General features: G+C 67.8%; 20 protein-coding genes. 11 read left to right on the top strand and 9 right to left on the bottom strand.

Annotation, left to right across the window (positions count from 1 at the left end):
* Window positions 1–118: 118 nt before the first annotated feature.
* The 5 genes from OG623_RS17275 (at window position 119) to trxA (ending at window position 4,958) form a co-directional block, all read left to right on the top strand.
* Complete coding sequence (locus OG623_RS17275; protein WP_406147501.1) at window positions 119–1,825, top strand: serine/threonine protein kinase; 1,707 nt, start codon at window positions 119–121, stop codon at window positions 1,823–1,825.
* 42 nt (window positions 1,826–1,867) lie between these two features.
* Complete coding sequence (gene sigM, locus OG623_RS17280) at window positions 1,868–2,572, top strand: RNA polymerase sigma factor SigM (RefSeq protein ID WP_406147503.1); 705 nt, start codon at window positions 1,868–1,870, stop codon at window positions 2,570–2,572.
* Entirely contained in the window at window positions 2,569–3,480 is a 912-nt protein-coding gene (locus OG623_RS17285) for an anti-sigma factor family protein (RefSeq protein WP_406147504.1), read from the top strand. Before sigM ends, OG623_RS17285 begins: the two co-directional genes overlap by 4 nt.
* Before the next feature lie 125 nt (window positions 3,481–3,605).
* A complete protein-coding gene (gene trxB / locus OG623_RS17290) occupies window positions 3,606–4,577 on the top strand; it encodes a thioredoxin-disulfide reductase (RefSeq protein WP_406147506.1) in 972 nt (323 codons plus the stop codon).
* A 45-nt stretch (window positions 4,578–4,622) separates the two neighbouring features.
* The gene (trxA, locus tag OG623_RS17295; RefSeq protein ID WP_362886322.1) at window positions 4,623–4,958 is read left to right on the top strand and encodes a thioredoxin; all 336 of its coding nucleotides are present in this window, start codon (window positions 4,623–4,625) and stop codon (window positions 4,956–4,958) included.
* A gap of 100 nt (window positions 4,959–5,058) precedes the next feature.
* Here the strand turns inward: trxA and OG623_RS17300 are convergent, their stop codons facing one another.
* The 9 genes from OG623_RS17300 to rpmH form a co-directional block, all read right to left on the bottom strand.
* Window positions 5,059–5,676, bottom strand: a complete 618-nt coding sequence (locus tag OG623_RS17300) for a GNAT family N-acetyltransferase (RefSeq protein ID WP_406147508.1) — start codon at window positions 5,674–5,676, stop codon at window positions 5,059–5,061.
* 306 nt (window positions 5,677–5,982) lie between these two features.
* Entirely contained in the window at window positions 5,983–7,083 is a 1,101-nt protein-coding gene (locus OG623_RS17305; RefSeq protein WP_406147510.1) for a ParB/RepB/Spo0J family partition protein, read from the bottom strand.
* Window positions 7,080–8,177, bottom strand: coding sequence for a ParA family protein (locus tag OG623_RS17310; RefSeq protein ID WP_406151868.1), 1,098 nt, complete (start codon window positions 8,175–8,177; stop codon window positions 7,080–7,082). Before OG623_RS17310 ends, OG623_RS17305 begins: the two co-directional genes overlap by 4 nt.
* A gap of 293 nt (window positions 8,178–8,470) precedes the next feature.
* Window positions 8,471–9,187 carry a 16S rRNA (guanine(527)-N(7))-methyltransferase RsmG gene (gene rsmG, locus OG623_RS17315; RefSeq protein WP_362886314.1) on the bottom strand — a complete coding sequence of 239 codons (717 nt, stop codon included), beginning with the start codon at window positions 9,185–9,187 and terminating at the stop codon, window positions 8,471–8,473.
* A gap of 99 nt (window positions 9,188–9,286) precedes the next feature.
* Window positions 9,287–9,796 (bottom strand): protein jag, encoded by a 510-nt coding sequence (locus tag OG623_RS17320; RefSeq protein WP_406147512.1) that lies wholly within the window; start codon window positions 9,794–9,796, stop codon window positions 9,287–9,289.
* A 14-nt stretch (window positions 9,797–9,810) separates the two neighbouring features.
* Complete coding sequence (gene yidC / locus OG623_RS17325) at window positions 9,811–11,118, bottom strand: membrane protein insertase YidC (RefSeq protein WP_406147514.1); 1,308 nt, start codon at window positions 11,116–11,118, stop codon at window positions 9,811–9,813.
* A 3-nt stretch (window positions 11,119–11,121) separates the two neighbouring features.
* On the bottom strand, window positions 11,122–11,481 hold the full coding sequence (gene yidD / locus OG623_RS17330) for a membrane protein insertion efficiency factor YidD (RefSeq protein ID WP_406147515.1): 360 nt from the start codon (window positions 11,479–11,481) through the stop codon (window positions 11,122–11,124).
* Window positions 11,478–11,849: a ribonuclease P protein component gene (rnpA, locus tag OG623_RS17335; protein ID WP_406147517.1), complete on the bottom strand. Its 372-nt coding sequence runs from the start codon at window positions 11,847–11,849 to the stop codon at window positions 11,478–11,480. Before rnpA ends, yidD begins: the two co-directional genes overlap by 4 nt.
* An 18-nt stretch (window positions 11,850–11,867) precedes the next feature.
* Window positions 11,868–12,005, bottom strand: coding sequence for a 50S ribosomal protein L34 (rpmH, locus tag OG623_RS17340; RefSeq protein WP_014047156.1), 138 nt, complete (start codon window positions 12,003–12,005; stop codon window positions 11,868–11,870).
* 381 nt (window positions 12,006–12,386) lie between these two features.
* Between rpmH and dnaA the strand changes: the two genes are divergently transcribed.
* From dnaA to gyrB, 6 genes are all read left to right on the top strand, one after another.
* Window positions 12,387–14,168, top strand: a complete 1,782-nt coding sequence (gene dnaA, locus OG623_RS17345; protein WP_406147519.1) for a chromosomal replication initiator protein DnaA — start codon at window positions 12,387–12,389, stop codon at window positions 14,166–14,168.
* Window positions 14,169–15,103: 935 nt separating this feature from the next.
* On the top strand, window positions 15,104–16,234 hold the full coding sequence (gene dnaN, locus OG623_RS17350; RefSeq protein ID WP_406151870.1) for a DNA polymerase III subunit beta: 1,131 nt from the start codon (window positions 15,104–15,106) through the stop codon (window positions 16,232–16,234).
* Window positions 16,235–16,378: 144 nt separating this feature from the next.
* A complete protein-coding gene (gene gnd, locus OG623_RS17355) occupies window positions 16,379–17,257 on the top strand; it encodes a phosphogluconate dehydrogenase (NAD(+)-dependent, decarboxylating) (protein WP_362886305.1) in 879 nt (292 codons plus the stop codon).
* Between the two features lie 62 nt (window positions 17,258–17,319).
* Complete coding sequence (gene recF, locus OG623_RS17360) at window positions 17,320–18,450, top strand: DNA replication/repair protein RecF (protein WP_406147521.1); 1,131 nt, start codon at window positions 17,320–17,322, stop codon at window positions 18,448–18,450.
* A gap of 74 nt (window positions 18,451–18,524) precedes the next feature.
* Window positions 18,525–19,028, top strand: coding sequence for a DUF721 domain-containing protein (locus tag OG623_RS17365; protein ID WP_406151872.1), 504 nt, complete (start codon window positions 18,525–18,527; stop codon window positions 19,026–19,028).
* Between the two features lie 403 nt (window positions 19,029–19,431).
* The gene (gene gyrB, locus OG623_RS17370; RefSeq protein WP_406147523.1) at window positions 19,432–21,501 is read left to right on the top strand and encodes a DNA topoisomerase (ATP-hydrolyzing) subunit B; all 2,070 of its coding nucleotides are present in this window, start codon (window positions 19,432–19,434) and stop codon (window positions 21,499–21,501) included.
* The last annotated feature ends 12 nt before the right edge of the window (window positions 21,502–21,513 follow it).

Consider the following 21,513-nt stretch of genomic DNA (forward strand, 5'->3'; position numbering starts at 1 on the left):
GCCGCACAACCATCGCTGGACACCGCGTGTCGTGCATAGCGCCGGAGTGTGGGCACAATTGGCGTGACTGTGCAGAGCTGGCTGGCATCGCGCAACGGATGGGGAGGCAGGAACGACGGTGGCGGAACGTAGCACGGCTGCTGTCGACGTGGCCGACAACAGCGGCGACGAGCCGCTGACCGCCAAGGCGGACGCGGCCACGACCGACGGGACGGCAGAAACCCAGGACGCAGAGGCGGAGGGCGCAGGCCCTCAGGACGCGGAGAGCGAACGGGACGGATCGGATGCCGTACCGGCCTCCCCCGACCTGCACAGCGGCCACAAGCTGGCCAGACGCTACCGCCTCGAGGAGTGCGTCACCCGACTGGACGGATTCAGCAGCTGGCGGGCTGTCGACGAGAAGCTGCGGCGCGCGGTGGGCGTTCACCTGCTGACCGCGGATCATCCGCGCGCCCGCTCGGTGCTGGCCGCGGCCCGTTCATCCGCGCTGCTCGGTGACCCGCGCTTCGTCCAGGTCCTGGACGCCGTGGAGGAGGACGACGTCGTCTACGTCGTCCACGAATGGCTCCCCGACGCCACCGAGCTGACGGCGCTGCTGGCCGCCGGCCCCTTCGAAGCCCACGACGCCTACCAGCTCGTGAGCCAGATCTCCCAGGCCATGGCCGCCGCGCACCGTGAAGGACTGGCGCATCTGTGCCTCACCCCCGGTGCCGTACTGCGCAGCTCGACCGGCCAGTACCGGATCCGCGGCCTGGCCGTCAATGCCGCACTGCGCGGCATCACCGCCGATCAGCCGCTCCGCACGGACACCGAGGCGATCGGCGCGCTCCTCTATGCGTCCCTGACCTGCCGCTGGCCCTACGAGAGCGACGCCTACGGTCTCTCCGGGCTCCCCAAGGACCTGGGCCTGATCCCACCGGACCAGGTGCGGGCGGGCGTCCACCGTGGTCTGTCCGAACTCGCCATGCGTGCGCTCGCCAACGACGGTGCCACCGCGTCGCGACAGGAACAGCCCTGCACCACCCCGGACGAGCTGGCGAAGGCCGTCGCGGCCATGCCGCGCATCCTCCCCCCGGAACCCACCTTCACCGCGCCGCCCGAGTACCAGCGCACGACCTATCAGCAGGGCACCTACGGGCGCCCCTCGGTGCGGCCGAGCTCAGCCACCCAGCCGGTCATCACCGCTCCTCCGCCGCCGCTCCAGAGCCGTACGGGCAAGGTCCTCAAGTGGGCCGTGTCCGCGCTCCTCATCGCCGCTCTGGGCCTCGGCAGCTGGCAGCTGGCGGAGACCGTCCTCAACCGCGACAGCGACTCCGGAGAGCCGACCCCGACGCAGACCGCCGGCGACGGAGGGGACGACAACAACGGCTCCGAGCCCAGCAAGCCCGTCACGATCGTGGGAGCCCAGGACTACGACCCGCTCGGCGCGGACGGCTCCGAGAAGCCCGGCTCGATAAAGAACGCCTACGACGGGGACACCAGCTCCTACTGGAGCACGGACGGCTACTACAGCGCCGACTTCGGGCGGCTCAAGGAAGGCGTCGGAGTCGTTCTCGACCTCGGCAAGGTCCAGCAGGTGGGCAAGGTCGATGTGTCCTTCCTCGGCGGCGACACCTCCGTCGAGCTGAGGACCACGCGGGCCTCGTCCGTTCCCGCGATGCCGGACGGCTTCAGCAAGGCCGCCACGGGATCCGGAACGAAGGTCTCCCTCAAGCCCGACAAGCCGGTGCAGGCGCGGTACGTTCTGGTCTGGCTGACCAAACTGCCGATGAGCGAGGACGGCAACTACAGGGGCAAGGTCTCGGACATCAAGGTCACGAGCTGACGGCGGCAGGCAGCTGACGGCACCAGGGGAGGGGGCTCACCGTTGAACGACGCCGGATTCGCCGACATCAGCGATCACGATCTCCTGGCCCGGCACGTCGCAGGCGAACCCGATGCCTTCGGCGAGCTCGTACGACGGCACCGTGACCGTCTCTGGGCTGTGGCCCTTCGCACGCTGGGCGACCGCGAGGAGGCCGCGGACGCGGTGCAGGACGCACTCGTCTCCGCGTTCCGCGCCGCCCACACCTTCCGTGGCCAGTCAGCCGTCACCACATGGCTGCACAGGATCACCGTCAATGCCTGCCTGGACCGTGCCCGCAAAATGGCCTCCCGGAAGACCGCTCCGGTCGATGACGCCGAGCGGCTCGACCAGCTCATGGAGCCTCATGAATCGGCCGAGGCCCCCGCCGAACGGCAGGATCTGCACCGAGAGCTGCTGGCCGCGCTGGCCACTCTGCCGGCCGAGCAGCGAGCCGCACTCGTCCTCGTGGACATGCAGGCGTACCCCGTCGCGGAAGCTGCCCGCATCCTCGACGTACCGACCGGCACCGTGAAGAGCCGCTGTGCGCGAGGCCGGGCCAGACTGCTCCCCCTGCTGGCCCATCTGCGTATCGACAGAGAGGACGGCAAGGACGTCCCCATGGAAAGGAACCGGAGGCGGGGGCCATCCGTCCCACCTGCGTCAGGACCAAGAGACGCAGGCGACAGCGACCCTGCCGGCGTGAAGGGTGGAGGTGGGCTCGCATGACATTCACAGCCGACGCGGCTCAGCACCCGGACGTCTCGGAGATCTCCGACCTGACCGAGGGCCTCCTGCCACCGTCCCGGGAGGCGGAACTCCGTCACCACATCGACGCGTGTGCAGAGTGCGCCGAAACCCACTCCTCGCTGGAAGAGATCCGCTCCCTGCTGGGGGCGGCACCGCCCCTCCAGGAGCGCATGCCCGAGGACATAGCTGAGCGGGTCGACGCCGCACTGGCATCGGAAGCCGAGGCCTACTCCCCGGCGCCCGCCGAAACCGTCGTTGTTTCACGTGAAACAACGACCGAGAGTACGGTCACCGCCGGGCCACCGGCAGGTCGTCCTCGTGGCGCCACCGGCCCCGGCCGGAGCCGGACCCGCCGCCGACGCCGGGCGGTCATCTTCGGCACCGCCTTCGGTGCCGCGGCTGTCGGCATGAGCGTCTTCCTGCTCCAGGCTTCCCAGGATTCGGCCGTCGGAAAGGCCGACCATGGAGTCAGCGCCGCGAAGAAGAGCCAGGGGGACTTCTCACAGGGCACGCTGGAGGGCCGCGTCCATACGCTGCTCAGCGCGACGCATGATTCCGAAGCTCAGGAATCCGACCCGGGCAAGCCGTCTCTGGACACCAAGTCGTCCCCGGTGGACACATCCCCCGATGCCTCGTCACCCCGTAGTCCCCTGCTCGCACCGATCGTGGATGTTCCACCCTGCGTACAGCAGGGCACGGGCCGGGACGCGCCTGCGCTGGCCATCGAAGAAGGAAGCTACGAAGGGACAGCCGCCTTCCTTGTCGTGCTGCCTCATGCAACCGACTCGACACGCGTCCAGGCCTATGTCGTCGACTCGGCCTGCGTGGATGCCACCCCCGCGGCCAAGGGGCAGCTACTGCTCACGCGCTCCTACGCACGGCCCTGAGCTCCTCGCGGGAGCCGGGCCGGTATTCAGGGAATGCATGGCCCGTAGGATCCGTTGGGTGGGGTGAGAGTCGTGGAACCGACCCCAGTAGGCAGTAGGCAGTCTGCAGAGACGAGGAAGAACCCGTGAGCGACGTCCGTAATGTGATCATCATCGGCTCCGGGCCGGCTGGTTACACCGCCGCCCTGTACACCGCTCGCGCATCGCTGAAGCCTCTGGTGTTCGAGGGCGCTGTCACCGCCGGCGGCGCACTGATGAACACCACCGACGTGGAGAATTTCCCGGGCTTCCAGGACGGAATCATGGGCCCGGAGCTCATGGACAACATGCGCGCCCAGGCTGAGCGCTTCGGCGCCGAGCTCATCCCCGACGATGTCATCTCCGTCGACCTCTCGGGAGACGTCAAGACCGTCACGGACACCGCAGGCACCGTGCACCGCGCCAAGGCCGTCATCGTCACCACGGGATCCCAGCACCGCAAGCTCGGCCTGCCCAACGAGGACGCGCTCTCCGGACGCGGAGTCTCCTGGTGTGCGACCTGCGACGGCTTCTTCTTCAAGGACCAGGACATCGCCGTGGTCGGTGGCGGCGACACCGCCATGGAGGAGGCGACCTTCCTCTCCCGGTTCGCCAAGTCCGTCACGATCGTGCACCGCCGCGACTCCCTGCGAGCCTCCAAGGCCATGCAGGAGCGCGCGTTCGCCGACCCGAAGATCAAGTTCGCCTGGGACAGCGAGGTCGCCACGGTCCATGGGGACCAGAAGCTCTCCAGCCTCACCCTGCGCAACACCAAGACCGGCGAGACCTCCGAGCTTCCGGTGACGGGCCTGTTCATCGCTGTCGGCCACGACCCTCGCACAGAGCTCTTCAAGGGCCAGCTCGACCTGGACGACGAGGGCTACCTCAAGGTCGAGGCTCCCTCGACGCGCACCAACCTGGAGGGTGTCTTCGGCGCCGGCGACGTCGTCGACCACACCTACCGCCAGGCCATCACCGCCGCCGGTACCGGCTGCTCCGCAGCTCTCGACGCAGAGCGCTTCCTGGCCGCGCTCTCCGACCAGCAGCTGGCCGAGCCGGAGAAGACCCCGGCAGTCTGATCATCTCCCCCGAACCCACACCCCCGCGAAGCTAAGGAGGCCGCCGTGGCCGGCGCCCTGAAGAACGTAACCGACGACTCCTTCGATGAGGACGTCCTGAAGAACGACAAGCCGGTGCTGGTGGACTTCTGGGCCGCCTGGTGCGGCCCGTGCCGCCAGATCGCGCCTTCGCTGGAGGCCATCGCGGCCGAGCACGGCGACCAGATCGAGATCGTCAAGCTCAACATCGACGAGAACCCGGCCACCGCGGCAAAGTACGGCGTGATGTCCATCCCCACACTGAACGTGTACCAGGGTGGCGAGGTCGCCAAGACCATCGTCGGTGCCAAGCCGAAGGCCGCGATTCTCCGCGACCTCGAGGGCTTCATCGCCGAGAAGTAGTACCCGCTGTTTCACGTGAAACGGGCTCACCCCTCGGGGTGGGCCCGTTTTGCATGCTCCCAAGCCGTCCATCGCGGGAGTCGGCGAGAATCCACGGGAGTCAGAGGGGCCGCAGCGCCGGTTCCTTCTGTACGGCACCCAGCAGCCTGTCCAAGGCCAGCTCGACGTCTTCCTTCCAGGAGAGCGTCGTACGCAGCTCAAGCCTCAGCCGCGGATGCACGGGGTGAGGACGTACCGTCTTGAAGCCCACCGCGAGCAGGTGCTCTGCGGGCAGCACACACGCGGGCTCCTTCCAGCGGGCATCGCCGAAGGCCTCGATCGCCTTGAAGCCGCGCCGCAGCAAGTCCTTGGCCACGGTCTGCACGATCACGCGCCCCAGCCCTTGTCCCTGGAAACCCGGCACGATGAACGCGGTCATCAGCTGAACGGCATCAGGGGATACGGGGCTGGTGGGAAACGCGGTGGAACGGGGGACGTACGCAGGCGGTGCGTAGAGAACGAAGCCGACCGCGACATCGTCCACATAGACGACCCGTCCGCAGGAGCCCCACTCCAGCAGCACAGCGGAGATCCAGGCTTCCTTCTCGTGTTCGGGTCTGCCCGCCTTTACCGCAGCTTCTCCACTGACCGGATCAAGTTCCCAGAAGACACATGAGCGGCAGCGCCTGGGGAGATCCGAAAGGTTGTCCAGTGTGAGCGGTACGAGTCGTCGCCCCATGTAGGCGGTTCCCCACTTCCTTCGCCCTCCGCACCACGTGCGGCTGCAAGCGCACTCCGTTCTCGGAACAGACTGCCGACGAACCCCCCGACAGCGCCAAGCCCCAAACCGACTGTCACCAGGTGGCTGCGATTCACTGATCGCACGGCCCCCGCCTCCTCTGAGGTGGATCACGGTGGTGGATACGCCCTACCAGAACGCATCGTAACCACCCAGAGGTGATGGGGACACCGCGAGACGGCAAAGGGCGGGCCCGGTTCCGGAAAGTTGCCCGGACCCGGCCCGCCCTCAGGGCCCTCGTGCGGATCAGCCCTCGTCCGCCTCGGCCTGCTCTTCCTCGATGCCCTGCTCCAGCACGCGTCCCTCGCCGGGAGCGAGGCTGCCAAGAATGCGGTCCAGATCCTCCATCGAGGCGAACTCGACGACGATCTTCCCCTTCTTCTGCCCGAGGTCGACCTTCACCCGGGTCTCGAACCGGTCCGAGAGACGCGAAGCCAGATCCGTCAGCGCCGGTGCGACCCGCCCGCCGGCCCTCGGGCCCTTGGGCTTCGCGGAGCTCGTGGGCTCGGACCCGAGGAGATTCACGATCTCCTCCACCGCACGCACCGAGAGCCCTTCGGCCACGATGCGGTGCGCCAGCCGGTCCTGCTCCTCCGAGTCGTCCACCGACAGCAGGGCCCTCGCATGCCCTGCCGAGAGAACCCCTGCGGCGACCCTGCGCTGCACCGGCGGGGAGAGCCGCAGCAGACGGAGCGTGTTCGACACCTGCGGACGTGACCGGCCGATCCGGTCCGCCAGCTGGTCATGCGTGCACTTGAAGTCCTTCAGCAGCTGGTCGTACGCCGCCGCCTCCTCCAAGGGGTTCAGCTGGGCCCGGTGCAGGTTCTCCAGGAGTGCGTCCAGGAGCAGCTTCTCGTCGTCCGTCGCACGGACGATGGCCGGGATACGTTCCAGCCCGGCTTCGCCGCAGGCCCGCCAACGCCGCTCGCCCATGATGAGCTCGTAGCGGTCCTCGTCGACCTTGCGCACGACGACCGGCTGGAGAAGGCCGACCTCCTTGATGGAGGTGACCAGCTCGGCCAGAGCGTCCTCGTCGAAGACCTCACGAGGCTGCCTGGGGTTGGGGGTGATCGAAGGAAGGGGGATCTCGGCGAAGTAGGCCCCGGCGGAGCCGCTCTGCCCGGTGGCGGGCTCCGGCTCGCCGACCGGAGAGCTCGGCTCCGGGACCAGAGGTCCGGAGGGGAGTGCGGCCAGTTTCGCTGCGGCCACTCCGCGCTCGGCGGTCATCACAGGGGACGGGCCCCCCGTATTCGTACCGGCTCCGGGGCTCGTGCCCGACTTCTCCGGGGGAGCTGCGGGGATCAGTGCACCGAGCCCACGCCCCAGCCCTCTACGACGCTCGCTCACTGCATGCCCTCCGAATGGCTCTGCTGACTGTTCTGGATGCCCGTGTGGGCGGGTTCACCCGCCGGTGCGTGCTGGGCGGCCTCGTAATGCACCCCGACGCCTCTCAGCGCGATCTCACGAGCCGCCTCGAGGTAGGACAGGGAACCGCTGGAGCCCGGATCGTACGTCAGCACGGTCTGCCCATAGCTGGGCGCCTCCGAGATACGCACGGAACGCGGGATACTGGTCCGCAACACCTCCTTGCCGAAGTGGCTGCGCACCTCCTCCGCGACCTGCGAGGCAAGCCTGGTCCTGCCGTCGTACATCGTGAGCAGAATCGTCGATACATGGAGATCGGGGTTCAGATGCCCCCGCACCAGATCGACGTTACGCAACAGCTGCCCGAGACCCTCCAGCGCGTAGTACTCACACTGGATCGGGATGAGCACCTCGGCTCCTGCCACGAGCGCGTTGACCGTCAGCAGGCCGAGCGAGGGCGGGCAGTCGATGAGGATGTAGTCCAGCGGCTGGTCATAGGCCTGGATCGCCCGCTGGAGCCGGCTTTCGCGCGCCACCAGCGAGACCAACTCGATCTCCGCGCCCGCGAGATCGATGGTCGCCGGTGCACAGAAGAGCCCTTCGACGTCCGGGACCGGCTGAACCACTTCGGAGAGCGGCATGCTCTCCACCAGCACGTCGTAGATGGAGGGGACTTCCGCGTGATGGTCGATTCCCAGAGCCGTGGAGGCATTCCCCTGCGGATCGAGGTCCACCACCAGGACGCGGGCACCATGCAGCGCGAGCGAGGCGGCAAGGTTGACCGTCGAGGTCGTCTTGCCCACACCGCCCTTCTGGTTGGCCACGACCATGACGCGTGTCCGGTCCGGCCGTGGCAGCCCCTCGCCGGCGCGGCCAAGGGCCTCGACCGCCAGCTGAGCCGCACGACCAATAGGTGTGTCGTCCATCGGCGGCGGTGTTTCACGTGAAACACCGTCCCCCAGGGACTCGGTACGGGGACCGGGGACCGGATCGGTCATCGGTCCCGCGATGTTGGCGTCGGACCGCAAGGATTCACTCTCCTCGACTTCAGGCTCGCAATGAACAGAGCCTGCCATGCTTTCGGGGTCGTGAACCAGCGAGGCCGACTCTTCTGTGGATGAATCCGGTTTTGTGGACAACTCGGGGGCCCGTACGGGCTTACGGTCGCGCGGCGCGGCAGCCGCACGACCGCGACCGATGATTCCCTGCAGCAGAGAGCGACGTTTCACGTGAAACACGATGCCTCCGCAGTACAGCGGCGAGCTCCCGACACTCCGCAGGCAGCACATATCGCTGCTTGCATGGAGCATCAGGGCAAAAGAGCTTTAAGTGCACTAACAGCGAGAAAAAGAACTCACCGAGTGAGCGCTCATCGACGTCGCCGCGTCCGGCTCACCCGTGCGGCCTTGGCCCGCTTTGCGGCGAACCTCACACCGCCAGGACTCTCCCCGACCACCACGCGCACCACCGTGGCCGCCGGATCGACCAGCCCCTCACCGACGTGCAGCACCTCGGTCTCCACCACTCCGAGCTTGCTCAGCGCGGCCCGAGCACCCTGGATCTCCTCAGCGGCCGTGCCTCCCTTGAGCGCCAGCATCTCCCCATACGGGCGGAGGAGGGGCACACCCCATCCGGCGAGCCGGTCGAGCGGGGCAACCGCCCTGGCCGTCACCACATGAACGGGCTGGAGCGTCCCGAGCACCTCTTCGGCCCGGCCGCGGACCACCGTCACATGGTCCAGGCCCAGAAGCTCGACAACCTCCTGAAGGAAGTTCGTACGCCGCAGCAGCGGTTCCAGGAGCGTGATCTTCAGGTCGGGGCGTACCAGGGCCAGCGGGATCCCCGGGAGTCCGGCCCCCGAACCCACGTCGCACACCGTGACGCCTTGAGGGACCACCTCGGAGAGCACCGCACAGTTCAGCAGGTGCCGCTCCCACAGACGCGGCACCTCACGCGGACCGATCAGACCTCGCTTGACGCCCGCGTCCGCGAGCAGCTCCGCGTACCTGACAGCCTCTGGGAAGAACTCACCGAATACCGCCTGCGCCTCCTGGGGCGCCTGAGGGAGCTCTGCTTCCTCCGTCACGGGGACCGTCCTTCCGTACCGCATTAGCGCGCTGACTATCAGGCTGACAAAGATCGGCCCCGCCTGTGATCAGACGGGGCCGACAGTACAAGGGTCCGGTCAGGCCGGGAGAACGACGACGAAGCGCTGAGGCTCCTCGCCCTCGGACGCGCTGCGCAGACCCGCTGCCGCGACCGCGTCGTGCACGACCTTGCGCTCGAACGGCGTCATCGGCTCCAGCTTCACGGGCTCGCCGGAGCTCTTGACCTCATCCGCGGCCTTGGCACCCAGCGCTGCGAGAACCTCACGCTTCTTGGCGCGGAAGCCGGCGATGTCCAACATCAGGCGGCTGCGGTCACCGGTCTCACGGTGAACGGCCAGTCGCGTCAGCTCCTGGAGCGCCTCGAGCACCTCACCATCGCGGCCCACGAGCTTCTGCAGGTCACGAGCCGATTCGCTGAGGATCGAGACCGCGGCCCGGTCCGCCTCCACATCCATGTCGATGTCGCCGTCGAGATCGGCGATGTCGAGCAGGCCTTCGAGGTAGTCAGCCGCGATCTCACCCTCCTGTTCGAGGCGGGTGAGAGTGTCGCTGCCCTCAGCGGCCGTGGTGGTGGTGCCTTCCGTCACGGATGGACTCCTTCTTACTTCTTGGACGGGTGCTTGGGCCGCTGCTGGCCGCCCTTGCGCTGTCCTGACTTGGCTTGGCGTGAGGAGCCGGACGCGGCGGACCTGCCCGCCGGCTTCGGCTTGTCGTCCTGCTTCGGCTTGTCGTCCGGGGATGCGTCCTGCTTGTCCAGCGAGGTCTTGGACTCCAAGGCCTTGGACTCCGAGCCGGAACCGGTGGTGTCGGAGCTCTTCGCCGTGCCCGACGTGGCCGCGGTGTGACGCTTCGCCTTGGTCTGGCGCTTGGGCTGCTGCCGCTTGGGCGCAGCACCACCCTCGGCCTCGAGAACGGCGGCGTCACTCTTCTCCACCGAGCCGTCCTCCTGGGCGGCGAGACCCAGCTTGGCCAGACCGGTGATGAACTTGCGCTCGATGTCGTTGCGGTCGGGCCCCTTGGCGACAAGCCGCTTGACGGTGTTGCGCCGCGTCCTGCCACGTACCTCGCCATGAGCGGTCACGCTCTTCAGCAGGCGGTTCAGGTACTGGTCCTGCGCCTTGCTGCCCGGGGTGGGGTTCTGGTTGATCACATACATCTGCTGACCCATGGTCCAGACGTTCGTGGTCAGCCAGTAGACGAGAACACCGACGGGGAAGTTGATGCCCATGACGGCGAAGATCAGGGGGAAGACGTACATCAGCATCTTCTGCTGCTGCATGTACGGGGTCTTGACCGTCAGGTCGACGTTCTTCGTCATCAGCTGGCGCTGCGTGAAGAACTGCGACGCGGACATCATCACGATCATGATCGCGGTCACGACTCGGACGTCGGTCAGGGAGGCGCCGAGCGCCTGCACCTTGTCCTCGCTGTCCATGAACTTCGCGGCCAGCGGGGCGCCGAAGATGTGCGCCTGCCGGGCACTGTCCAGCAGCGGCTGGTCGATGACACCGATCGTCTTGCCCGAGGCGATGGCCGAGAGCACGTGGTACAGGGCGAAGAAGAACGGGGACTGCGCCAGGATGGGAAGGCACGAGGAGAGCGGGTTGGTGCCCGTCTCCTTGTACAGCTTCATCATCTCTTCGGACTGACGCTGCTTGTCGCTCTTGTAGCGCTCCTGGATCGCCTTCATCTTGGGCTGCAGGACCTGCATGTTGCGGGTCGACTTGATCTGCTTGACGAAGAGCGGGATCAGGCAGATCCGGATCAGGACCACCAGGGACACGATGGACAGGCCCCAGGCCAGCCCCGTGTCATCGCCGAAGAGCGCTCCGTACAGCTTGTGGAACTGGACGATGACCCACGAGACAGGTGTGGTGATAAAGCTGAACAGACTGGCAATCGTGTCCACTAATCAGGCTCCTTGAGCTTTGGGCGAGGTCTCTGTGGCCGGGCTCAGAGGTTCGGAGACCGACCCCCCGGTAGGCACATCGGCGGTGGAGTCCCCGCCCTTGCCGCCACGCACCCAGCTGCGCAGCATTTCGTGCCAACGCGGACGTTTGCGTGGCGGTACGTAGTCCACGCCGCCGGGTGACCACGGATTGCACCGCAGGATGCGCCATGCGGTCAGCGCTGTTCCCTTGATCGCACCGTGCCGGTCGATCGCCGTATATCCATAGTGGGAACACGACGGGTAGTAACGGCAGACGGGCCCGAGAAGCGGGCTGATCGTCCACTGATACAGCTTGATGAGGGCCAGCAGCGGATACTTCATCGCGCACCCCCTCCCAGCAGCCGCTGAAGGGCGGCGTCCAGGTCTCGGGCCAGCTGTGCATGGTCGGCGTCGCCCGAACCGGGCAACGCTCGTACGACAACAAGGCTACCGGGGGGCAGCTGAGCAAGCCGATCGCGGACCAGATGACGAAGCTTCCGCTTCACCGCGGTGCGAACGACTGCTCCACCCACTGCTTTGCTGACAACGAAACCCGCACGCGGCGGGGGAGCACTCTCCCCTGTCACGTGCGGGTCCGTAACACCGCTGCGTAGATGTACGACGAGTAGCGGGCGTCCGGCCCGACGTCCCCGGCGTACAGCGACCGCGAAGTCCTCGCGCCGCCTCAGCCGATTCTCGGTAGGCAGCACGTCATGACCTGGCCGCGATCAGGCGGACAGGTTGGCGCGACCCTTGCCGCGACGGTTCGCGAGAATCGCGCGGCCGGCACGGGTACGCATACGCAGTCGGAAGCCATGGGTCTTGGCGCGACGACGATTGTTCGGCTGGAAGGTGCGCTTGCTCACTCGGGGGCTCCAGAAATGATTCGTGTGTTGGCGGGACATCGCCTGGCTGTCACCGTGCGCCCACGAGGAACTCGCGTAAACGCCTTAGTGCACCGCTTCACAATCACAGATCGTGATGTTTGCCCATCGGAGGCAGGCGGCAGCAGCCATCGACAACTCGACCTGGTCACGGTACGCGCGGCTACGCCATCCGGTCAAACCAGCTTCGCACGGCCCCCTGCTGTACACAGCCTGTGGACAACAACTTGAACCGCGCGGGTCGGCCTGACTACCGTGGCTGAACTCCGTTTCTTTTCCTTCCTGCCTGCCGGGCCTCACCCGTCCCGACCCATCCCGTCCCGAGAAGTACACATTCGTGGGACATGCGAGAGAGCGTGCCTTGTGGCTGACGTACCTGCCGATCTTGCCGCAGTGTGGCCGCGAGTGCTGGAACAACTCCTCGGGGAGGGCCAGCAGGGCATCGAGCCGAAGGATAAACAGTGGATCGAGCGCTGCCAGCCCCTGGCGCTCGTCGCCGACACCGCGCTTCTGGCCGTGCCCAACGAGTGGGGCAAGCGCGTCCTTGAAGGCCGGCTCGCGCCGCTGATCAGCGAGACGCTCACCCGTGAGTGCGGGCGGCCGATCCGGATCGCGATCACCGTCGACGATTCCGCGGGTGAGCCCCCGGCTCCGCCGGCGCCCCCGATGCACCAGCCCCACCAGGGACAGCAGTCCCACCGCTACCAGGGGCCGCCGCACGACGAGCCCCCGCGCAACGACGGGTACGACAACTACGGACCCCGGCCGTCCGACGACGGCATGCCGACGGCCCGCCCCGCCTACCCGGACTACCAGCAGCACCGTCCCGAGCCCGGAGCCTGGCCCCGCACCCAGGAGGACCTCTCCTGGCAGCCCAGGCACGGCGGCTACCAGGACCGCGACCCGTACGCGAGCCCCCGCCCGCAGCAGCCGCACCACGACTACCGTCCGCAGCCGCCCGAGCACCAGGGTTACGAGCAGCACGACAGCCGCGACCGCCACGATCCGCAGGACCAGCAGCCGCAGCACCGCCAGAACGGCCCGGGCACCGGCAGGACGGGCGGCGGCCCCATGGGCACGCAGTCCGCGCCACCGCCCGGGACCGGCGAGCCGCACGCCCGGCTGAATCCGAAGTACCTCTTCGACACCTTCGTCATCGGCGCGTCCAACCGCTTCGCGCACGCCGCCGCTGTCGCCGTCGCCGAGGCCCCCGCGAAGGCGTACAACCCCCTCTTCATCTACGGGGAGTCGGGACTCGGCAAGACCCACCTGCTGCACGCCATCGGGCATTACGCGCGCAGCCTCTACCCGGGCACCCGGGTGCGGTACGTGAGCTCGGAGGAGTTCACCAACGAGTTCATCAACTCGATCCGCGACGGCAAGGGCGACACCTTCCGCAAGCGCTACCGCGACGTGGACATCCTCCTGGTCGACGACATCCAGTTCCTGGCGAGCAAGGAGTCGACGCAGGAGGAGTTCTTCCACACCTTCAACACGCTCCACAACGCCAACAAGCAGATCGTGCTGTCCTCGGACCGGCCGCCCAAGCAGCTGGTGACCCTCGAGGACCGGCTGCGCAACCGGTTCGAGTGGGGCCTCACCACGGATGTGCAGCCTCCGGAGCTGGAGACGCGTATCGCGATCCTCCGTAAGAAGGCCGTGCAGGAGCAGCTCAACGCCCCGCCCGAGGTACTCGAGTTCATCGCCTCCCGGATCTCGCGCAACATCCGCGAGCTGGAGGGCGCTCTCATCCGTGTGACCGCCTTCGCGAGCCTGAACCGGCAGCCGGTCGATCTCGGCCTGACCGAGATCGTGCTCAAGGATCTGATCCCGGGCGGCGAGGACTCGGCTCCCGAGATCACCGCGCCGGCCATCATGGCGGCGACCGCCGACTACTTCGGGCTGACGGTGGAGGATCTCTGCGGATCGTCGCGCAGCCGCGTCCTGGTGACGGCACGCCAGATCGCCATGTACCTGTGCCGTGAGCTGACGGATCTCTCCCTGCCCAAGATCGGCGCCCAGTTCGGCGGTCGCGACCACACCACGGTGATGCACGCCGACCGGAAGATCCGGGCCCTGATGGCGGAGCGCCGCTCCATCTACAACCAGGTCACCGAGCTCACCAACCGCATCAAGAACGGCTGACGCACCGGCAGGCAGCCGCCTCACCCGCCGTTTCGGTTCAGCGCCCGAGGGCGCCTCCCAAGGACGTACGTCGTCCCTCGGGAGGCGCCCTTTCGTCGTCCTGAACCTGCGGGCTTCCTGCGCCCGGCTCCCTGTGGGCTTCCCGCTGGTTCCCTGCCGACTCCTGCGGAGTGTTCGAATACCGGCCCTGAACAGGCCCTTCTCCACAGAAAAACGCGAAATCCGGCGTCCACAGCCTGGGGACTGCGAAGTTGTCCAGATTGCGTCCACAGGGCCGACTGCCGATACTCCATCAGGCCAGGTCACATGCCTGGGGATTTGTGGTCAACGATGATCCACAACCTGTGGACAGACTTTTCGTCCACAGGGCCTCGATGACGTTGTCCACCGGCGGCCCACAGGCGCGGCCTTGTTGTCCCCAGCTTCTCCACACCCCTGTCCACTGTTCGGCAACGTGACACCCGCATTCACTGTCGAGAGTGAAAGGCGTCACACGTGGTCCCTTGGTTGGGCTGTGGGGAACGTGGGTAAAGCTGGGGACAGGCCTGGGGAGAAGTCACCCCGCCCTGTGCATCGGGTGTGCAGAACTTTCGCGTGTCCACAGAAACGCAGAGTTGTCCACTGGTGCCACCCACAGGGTCGGTGGACAAAAAACAGCTTCTGACCTGGGGAAACGACGTTATCCACGGTTTCCACAGGGCCTACTACTACTACCACTCAGAGTTAGCCAGGAATCAGCTTCGAAGCGGGGCCTGTGCACAACTCGAGCGGCGAGCTCGGCGAACCTCTTGGCGCGACTTGACCCCGAGCAGCAACGAGTGTCGGCGCCGTACGTCAGACTGGACCCCGGCGGTCTCCCCAGCCCCTCGGCGGGGAGCCCCGGTCAGACGACGAAGGCCAGCAGGGCGAGCGAGCAACAGCAGGAGGCGGTTCCGGTGAAGATCCGGGTGGAGCGCGATGTACTCGCGGAGGCGGTGGCCTGGGTGGCCCGCAGCCTCCCGGCCCGTCCGCCGGCGCCCGTTCTTGCGGGCCTTCTGCTGAAGGCTGAGGACGGGGCCCTCAGTTTCTCCAGTTTCGACTACGAGGTCTCGGCCAAGGTCTCGGTGGACGCGGAGGTCGAGGAGGACGGCACGGTGCTCGTCTCCGGCCGGCTGCTCGCCGACATCTGCCGCGCCCTGCCGAACCGTCCGGTGGAGATCTCCACAGACGGTGTACGGGCCACGGTGGTCTGCGGCTCCTCGCGGTTCACACTCCACACACTGCCTGTGGAGGAGTACCCGGCCCTGCCGGAGATGCCGACCGCCACGGGCACCGTCCCCGGCGAGGTCTTCGCCTCCGCCGCGGCCCAGGTCGCCATCGCGGCCGGGCGTGACGACACGCTGCCCGTCCTGACCGGCGTCCGGATCGAGATCGAGGGCGACACCGTCACCCTCGCGTCGACCGACCGCTACCGCTTCGCGGTCCGCGAGTTCCTGTGGAAGCCGGAGAACGCCGAGGCCTCGGCGGTGGCCCTGGTGCCCGCCAAGACGCTCCTGGACACCGCCAAGGCGCTGACCAGCGGTGACACGGTGACGCTGGCGCTGTCCGGCTCGGGTGCGGGCGAAGGGCTCATCGGTTTCGAGGGCGCGGGTCGCCGTACGACCACACGGCTCCTGGAGGGCGACCTCCCGAAGTACCGGACGCTCTTCCCCACCGAGTTCAACTCGGTCGCGGTCATCGAGACCGCCCCGTTCGTCGAGGCCGTCAAGCGTGTGGCTCTCGTGGCCGAGCGCAACACCCCGGTGCGGCTGAGCTTCGAACAGGGTGTGCTCATCCTCGAAGCCGGTTCCAGCGACGACGCACAGGCTGTGGAACGAGTCGACGCCGTGCTGGAGGGCGACGACATCTCGATCGCCTTCAACCCGACCTTCCTGCTGGACGGGCTCAGCGCGATCGACTCCCCGGTCGCGCAGCTCTCCTTCACGACGTCGACCAAGCCCGCCCTGCTCAGCGGCCGGCCGGCCGTCGACGCCGAGGCGGACGACGCGTACAAGTACCTGATCATGCCGGTCCGCCTCTCAGGCTGATCCGGCGGTCGTTCCCAGTCACGGCAGTTGTCGGCGGGCAGCTCAGCGCAGAGCGGGCCCTCCGTGCTGCACTCCGCCGTGCCGTCCCGGCCGGGCGTAGGCTCGGTCCGGGTACGAATCGGCACAACGCAAAAGGAATCTCTGATGGAGCTCGGTCTCGTCGGCCTCGGCAAGATGGGCGGCAACATGCGCGAGCGCATCCGCCGCGCAGGCCACACCGTCATCGGTTACGACCGCAACCCGGACGTCGCCGATGTCCACAGCCTCGAAGAGCTTGTGGGCAAGCTCAAGGGGCCGCGCGTCGTATGGGTGATGGTCCCGGCCGGTGCCGCGACCCAGTCCACCGTCGACGAGCTGGCCGAGCTGCTCTCCCCCGGTGACGTGGTCGTGGACGGCGGGAACTCCCGCTGGACGGACGACGAGAAGCACGCGGTCGAGCTGGGCATCAAGGGCATCGGCTTCGTCGACTGCGGTGTCTCCGGCGGTGTCTGGGGCCTGGAGAACGGCTACGCCCTGATGTACGGCGGCGAGACCTCGAACGTCGAGAAGGTCCAGCCGGTCTTCGACGCCCTCAAGCCCGAGGGTGACTTCGGTTCCGTCCACGCGGGCAAGGTCGGCGCCGGCCACTTCGCCAAGATGGTCCACAACGGCATCGAGTACGCCATGATGCAGGCCTACGCCGAGGGCTGGGAGCTCCTGGAGAAGGTCGACTCCGTCACCGATGTGCGCGAGGTCTTCCGCTCCTGGCAGGAGGGCACGGTCATCCGTTCCTGGCTGCTCGACCTCGCGGTCAACGCGCTGGACGACGACGAGCACCTCGACCAGCTCCGTGGCTTCGCCGCGGACTCCGGCGAGGGCCGGTGGACGGTCGAGGCCGCCATCGACAACGCGGTGCCGCTGCCCGCGATCACCGCGTCCCTGTTCGCGCGCTTCGCCTCGCGCCAGGACGACTCGCCGCAGATGAAGATGATCGCCGCGCTGCGCAACCAGTTCGGCGGCCACGCGGTCGAGAACAAGAAGTAGGGCGAGAAGCAGGACCAGAAGCAGAGCAGGAACAGAACACGCAGTCGGAAGGGTCGGCGACCATGCACGTCACGCATCTCTCGCTGGCCGACTTCCGCTCGTACGCCCGGGTCGAGGTCCCTCTCGACCCGGGCGTCACCGCGTTCGTGGGGCCCAACGGACAGGGCAAGACCAATTTGGTGGAGGCCGTCGGCTATCTCGCGACCCTCGGCAGCCACCGGGTGTCATCCGACGCTCCCCTGGTACGCATGGGCGCGGAGCGCGCCGTCGTACGGGCCGCGGTCACCCAGGGCGAGCGCTCGCAGCTGATCGAGCTCGAGCTCAATCCGGGCCGCGCCAACCGGGCCCGTATCAACAGGTCGTCGCAGGTCAGACCGCGTGACGTCCTGGGGATAGTGCGGACGGTGCTCTTCGCCCCCGAGGACCTGGCCCTGGTGAAGGGCGATCCGGGCGAGCGCCGGCGCTTCCTGGACGAGCTGATCACGGCGCGGTCCCCCCGCATGGCAGGGGTCCGCTCCGACTACGACCGGGTGCTGAAGCAGCGCAACACCCTGCTGAAGTCCGCCGCCCTGGCCCGCAGACACGGCGGCCGCTCGATGGACCTCTCCACGCTCGACGTGTGGGACCAGCACCTGGGCCGGGTGGGGGCTGAGCTGCTGGCGCAGCGGCTCGACCTGATCGCGACCCTGTCGCCGCTGGCGGACAAGGCGTACGCGGACGTCGCCCCCGGCGGTGGACCCGTCACGCTGGAGTACCGCAGCTCGGCCGGTGCCGATGTCGGACCCGAGCGCACCCGCGAGGAGCTGTACGAGCAGGTGATGGCGGCCCTGGTGGCGGCGCGCAAGCAGGAGATCGAGCGCGGGGTGACCCTGGTCGGTCCGCACCGCGACGACCTGGTGCTCGGCCTGCGCGGAATGCCGGCCAAGGGGTACGCGAGCCACGGCGAGTCCTGGTCGTACGCCCTGGCGCTGAGGCTCGCCTCGTACGAGCTGCTCCGCACCGAGGGCCCCGAGCCGGTGCTGGTGCTCGACGACGTGTTCGCCGAGCTGGACGCGCGCCGTCGCGAGCGGCTGGCGGAGCTGGTGGCCCCCGGTGAGCAGGTACTCGTGACGGCGGCCGTGGACGACGACGTCCCCGCGGTGCTGGCGGGAGCCAGGTACGCCGTGTCCGCGGGGTCGGTGGAGCGGCTGTGAGCGACCCGGACGCGCAGGGGCCCACGGGCCCGGCGGAGCAAGGACCCGCACCGGGCCAGGCCAAGCAGCCGGAGGTGTCCGGCGTGGACCTGGCGCGGGTGGCCCTGCGTGCGGCGAAGGAGCAGGCCCGGGCCAGGGGCGCAGCGGCGCAGCAGAAGAACCAGGCGAGGCGGGGTGGCGGTCTGCGGTCCGGGGCCCGGTCCGACGGCCGTGATCCGCTGGCCCTGGGCTCGGCGATCAACCGGCTGATCATCGAGCGGGGCTGGGAGACCCCGGCGGCGGTCGGCGGGGTGATGGGCCGCTGGCCCCAGATCGTCGGTGACGATCTGGCCAACCACTGTGTGCCGGTGCGGTACGACGAGGATCCGGCCGAGCGGGTTCTGACGGTGCAGTGCGACTCGACGGCGTGGGCGACGCAGCTGCGGCTGCTGGCGCCGCAGCTGGTGGCCCGGCTGAACACGGACCTCGGCCATGGCACCGTGCGGATGATCAAAGTGCTCGGTCCCGGCGGTCCGCAGCGCAGATTCGGCCCCCTGCGGACTCCTGGAAGCAGGGGACCGGGCGACACCTACGGCTGAGCAGGCCTTTTCCTCGTCCGCGTCCTGCGTGGACCGACATGTGGCGGAGACGACCGGGGAAGCGGTTCGCCCGTGTCTGTCCCGGTTCACCGGAACCTCGGGCTTTCCGTTCTGTGCGGCTATGGGTGGATCTGGATCGCGCGAGGAGTGCGATGCGTCCCTCACCGTAGCGGGAGGTTGACAGCCCGAAGCGCGCAATGACGTCGTGAGCCTCCCGGGGCCCCTTCCCCAATATGGGGAGTCGTGAGCCGCTCGTCCAGGGCGGCACATGCGTACTCAGGCACCGGCAAACCCCCATTCATGTCGGCGCTACCGGTAGACTGGTGCACAATCCCGCTCCTTCGCGGGAGTCGTCGATACAAGCCGAACGACGCAGCCGCTCCCGCCAGCCGGAGAACGGCCTGTGCTGTGCCAGAAAGGGCGCTTCGTGGCCGATTCCGGCAACCCCAACGAGAACATCCCGTCCACAGCCGGTGAGCACGGCGAGGTCACCACCTCGTACGACGCCAGCGCGATCACTGTGCTCGAGGGCCTGGACGCGGTCCGCAAGCGACCCGGTATGTACATCGGGTCGACCGGTGAGCGCGGTCTCCACCACCTCGTGCAAGAGGTTGTCGACAACTCGGTCGACGAGGCGATGGCCGGGCACGCGGACACCATCGACGTCACGATCCTCGCCGACGGCGGGGTGCGCGTGGTCGACAACGGGCGCGGTATCCCGGTCGGCATCGTGCCCTCCGAGGGCAAGCCGGCCGTCGAGGTCGTCCTCACGGTGCTGCACGCCGGCGGCAAGTTCGGCGGCGGCGGCTATGCCGTCTCCGGCGGTCTGCACGGCGTGGGCGTGTCCGTCGTCAACGCCCTGTCCACACGGGTCGCCGTGGAGGTCAGGACCGACGGCTACCGCTGGACCCAGGACTACAAGCTCGGTGTCCCGACCGCCCCGCTGGCCCGTCACGAGGCCACCGACGAGTCGGGGACGAGCGTCACCTTCTGGGCCGACGGAGACATCTTCGAGACCACCGACTATTCCTTCGAGACCCTCGCGCGCCGCTTCCAGGAGATGGCGTTCCTCAACAAGGGCCTCACCCTCAAGCTCACCGACGAGCGCGAGGCGGCGAAGGCAACGGCCGGTGCGGACAGCGCCGAGGCGGTCGACGTCCCCGACGAGGAGCCGACCCGGACGGTCACCTACCACTACGAGAACGGCATCGTCGACTTCGTCAAGTACCTGAACTCCCGCAAGGGAGACCTCATTCACCAGTCGGTGATCGACATCGAGGCCGAGGACAAGGAGCGACTCCTCTCGGCCGAGATCGCCATGCAGTGGAACACGCAGTACACCGAGGGCGTCTACTCCTTCGCCAACGCGATCCACACGCATGAGGGCGGTACGCACGAGGAGGGCTTCCGCGCCGCGCTGACCTCCCTGGTCAACCGTTACGCGCGCGACAAGAAGCTGCTGCGCGAGAAGGACGACAACCTCACCGGTGAGGACGTCCGCGAGGGTCTGACGGCGATCATCTCGGTGAAGCTGGGCGAGCCCCAGTTCGAGGGGCAGACGAAGACCAAGCTGGGCAACACCGAGGCGAAGACCTTCGTCCAGAAGGTCGTCCACGAGCAGCTGACGGACTGGTTCGACCGCAACCCCAACGAAGCGGCCGACATCATCCGTAAGGGCATCGCGGCGTCCACGGCCCGTGTCGCGGCCCGTAAGGCCCGCGACCTGACCCGCCGCAAGGGGCTGCTGGAGAGCGCCTCGCTGCCCGGCAAGCTGAGTGACTGCCAGTCCAACGACCCGACGAAGTGCGAGATCTTCATCGTCGAGGGTGACTCCGCAGGCGGCTCGGCGAAGTCCGGCCGTAACCCGATGTACCAGGCCATCCTGCCGATCCGGGGCAAGATCCTGAACGTCGAGAAGGCCAGGATCGACAAGATCCTCCAGAACACCGAGGTGCAGGCCCTGATCTCGGCCTTCGGTACCGGGGTCCACGAGGACTTCGACATCGAGAAGCTCCGCTATCACAAGATCATTCTGATGGCGGACGCCGACGTCGACGGCCAGCACATCAACACCCTGCTGCTGACCTTCCTGTTCAGGTTCATGCGGCCGCTGGTGGAGTCCGGGCACGTGTACCTCTCGCGCCCGCCGCTCTACAAGATCAAGTGGGGCCGTGACGACTTCGAGTACGCGTACTCGGACCGCGAGCGCGACGCCCTCGTGGCGCTCGGCAAGCAGAACGGCAAGCGGATCAAGGAAGACTCGATCCAGCGCTTCAAGGGTCTCGGTGAGATGAACGCCGAGGAGCTGCGCGTCACCACGATGGACGTCGACCACCGTGTGCTCGGCCAGGTCACGCTGGACGACGCGGCGCAGGCCGACGACCTGTTCTCCGTGCTGATGGGCGAGGACGTCGAGGCGCGGCGCTCGTTCATCCAGCGCAACGCCAAGGACGTCCGCTTCCTCGACATCTGAGTCGGCCCCTCC

The sequence above is a fragment of the Streptomyces sp. NBC_01012 genome (assembly GCF_045162755.1).
GTDB lineage: Bacteria > Actinomycetota > Actinomycetes > Streptomycetales > Streptomycetaceae > Streptomyces.

Bases quoted from the DNA above. Each gene is read 5' to 3' on its own strand.
- OG623_RS17285 (WP_406147504.1), top strand. From the start codon at position 2,569: ATGACATTCACAGCCGACGCGGCTCAGCACCCGGACGTCTCGGAGATC.
- OG623_RS17300 (WP_406147508.1), bottom strand. From the start codon at position 5,676: ATGGGGCGACGACTCGTACCGCTCACACTGGACAACCTTTCGGATCTC.
- OG623_RS17310 (WP_406151868.1), bottom strand. From the start codon at position 8,177: ATGGCAGGCTCTGTTCATTGCGAGCCTGAAGTCGAGGAGAGTGAATCC.
- yidD (WP_406147515.1), bottom strand. From the start codon at position 11,481: ATGAAGTATCCGCTGCTGGCCCTCATCAAGCTGTATCAGTGGACGATC.
- gnd (WP_362886305.1), top strand. From the start codon at position 16,379: ATGGAGCTCGGTCTCGTCGGCCTCGGCAAGATGGGCGGCAACATGCGC.
- recF (WP_406147521.1), top strand. From the start codon at position 17,320: ATGCACGTCACGCATCTCTCGCTGGCCGACTTCCGCTCGTACGCCCGG.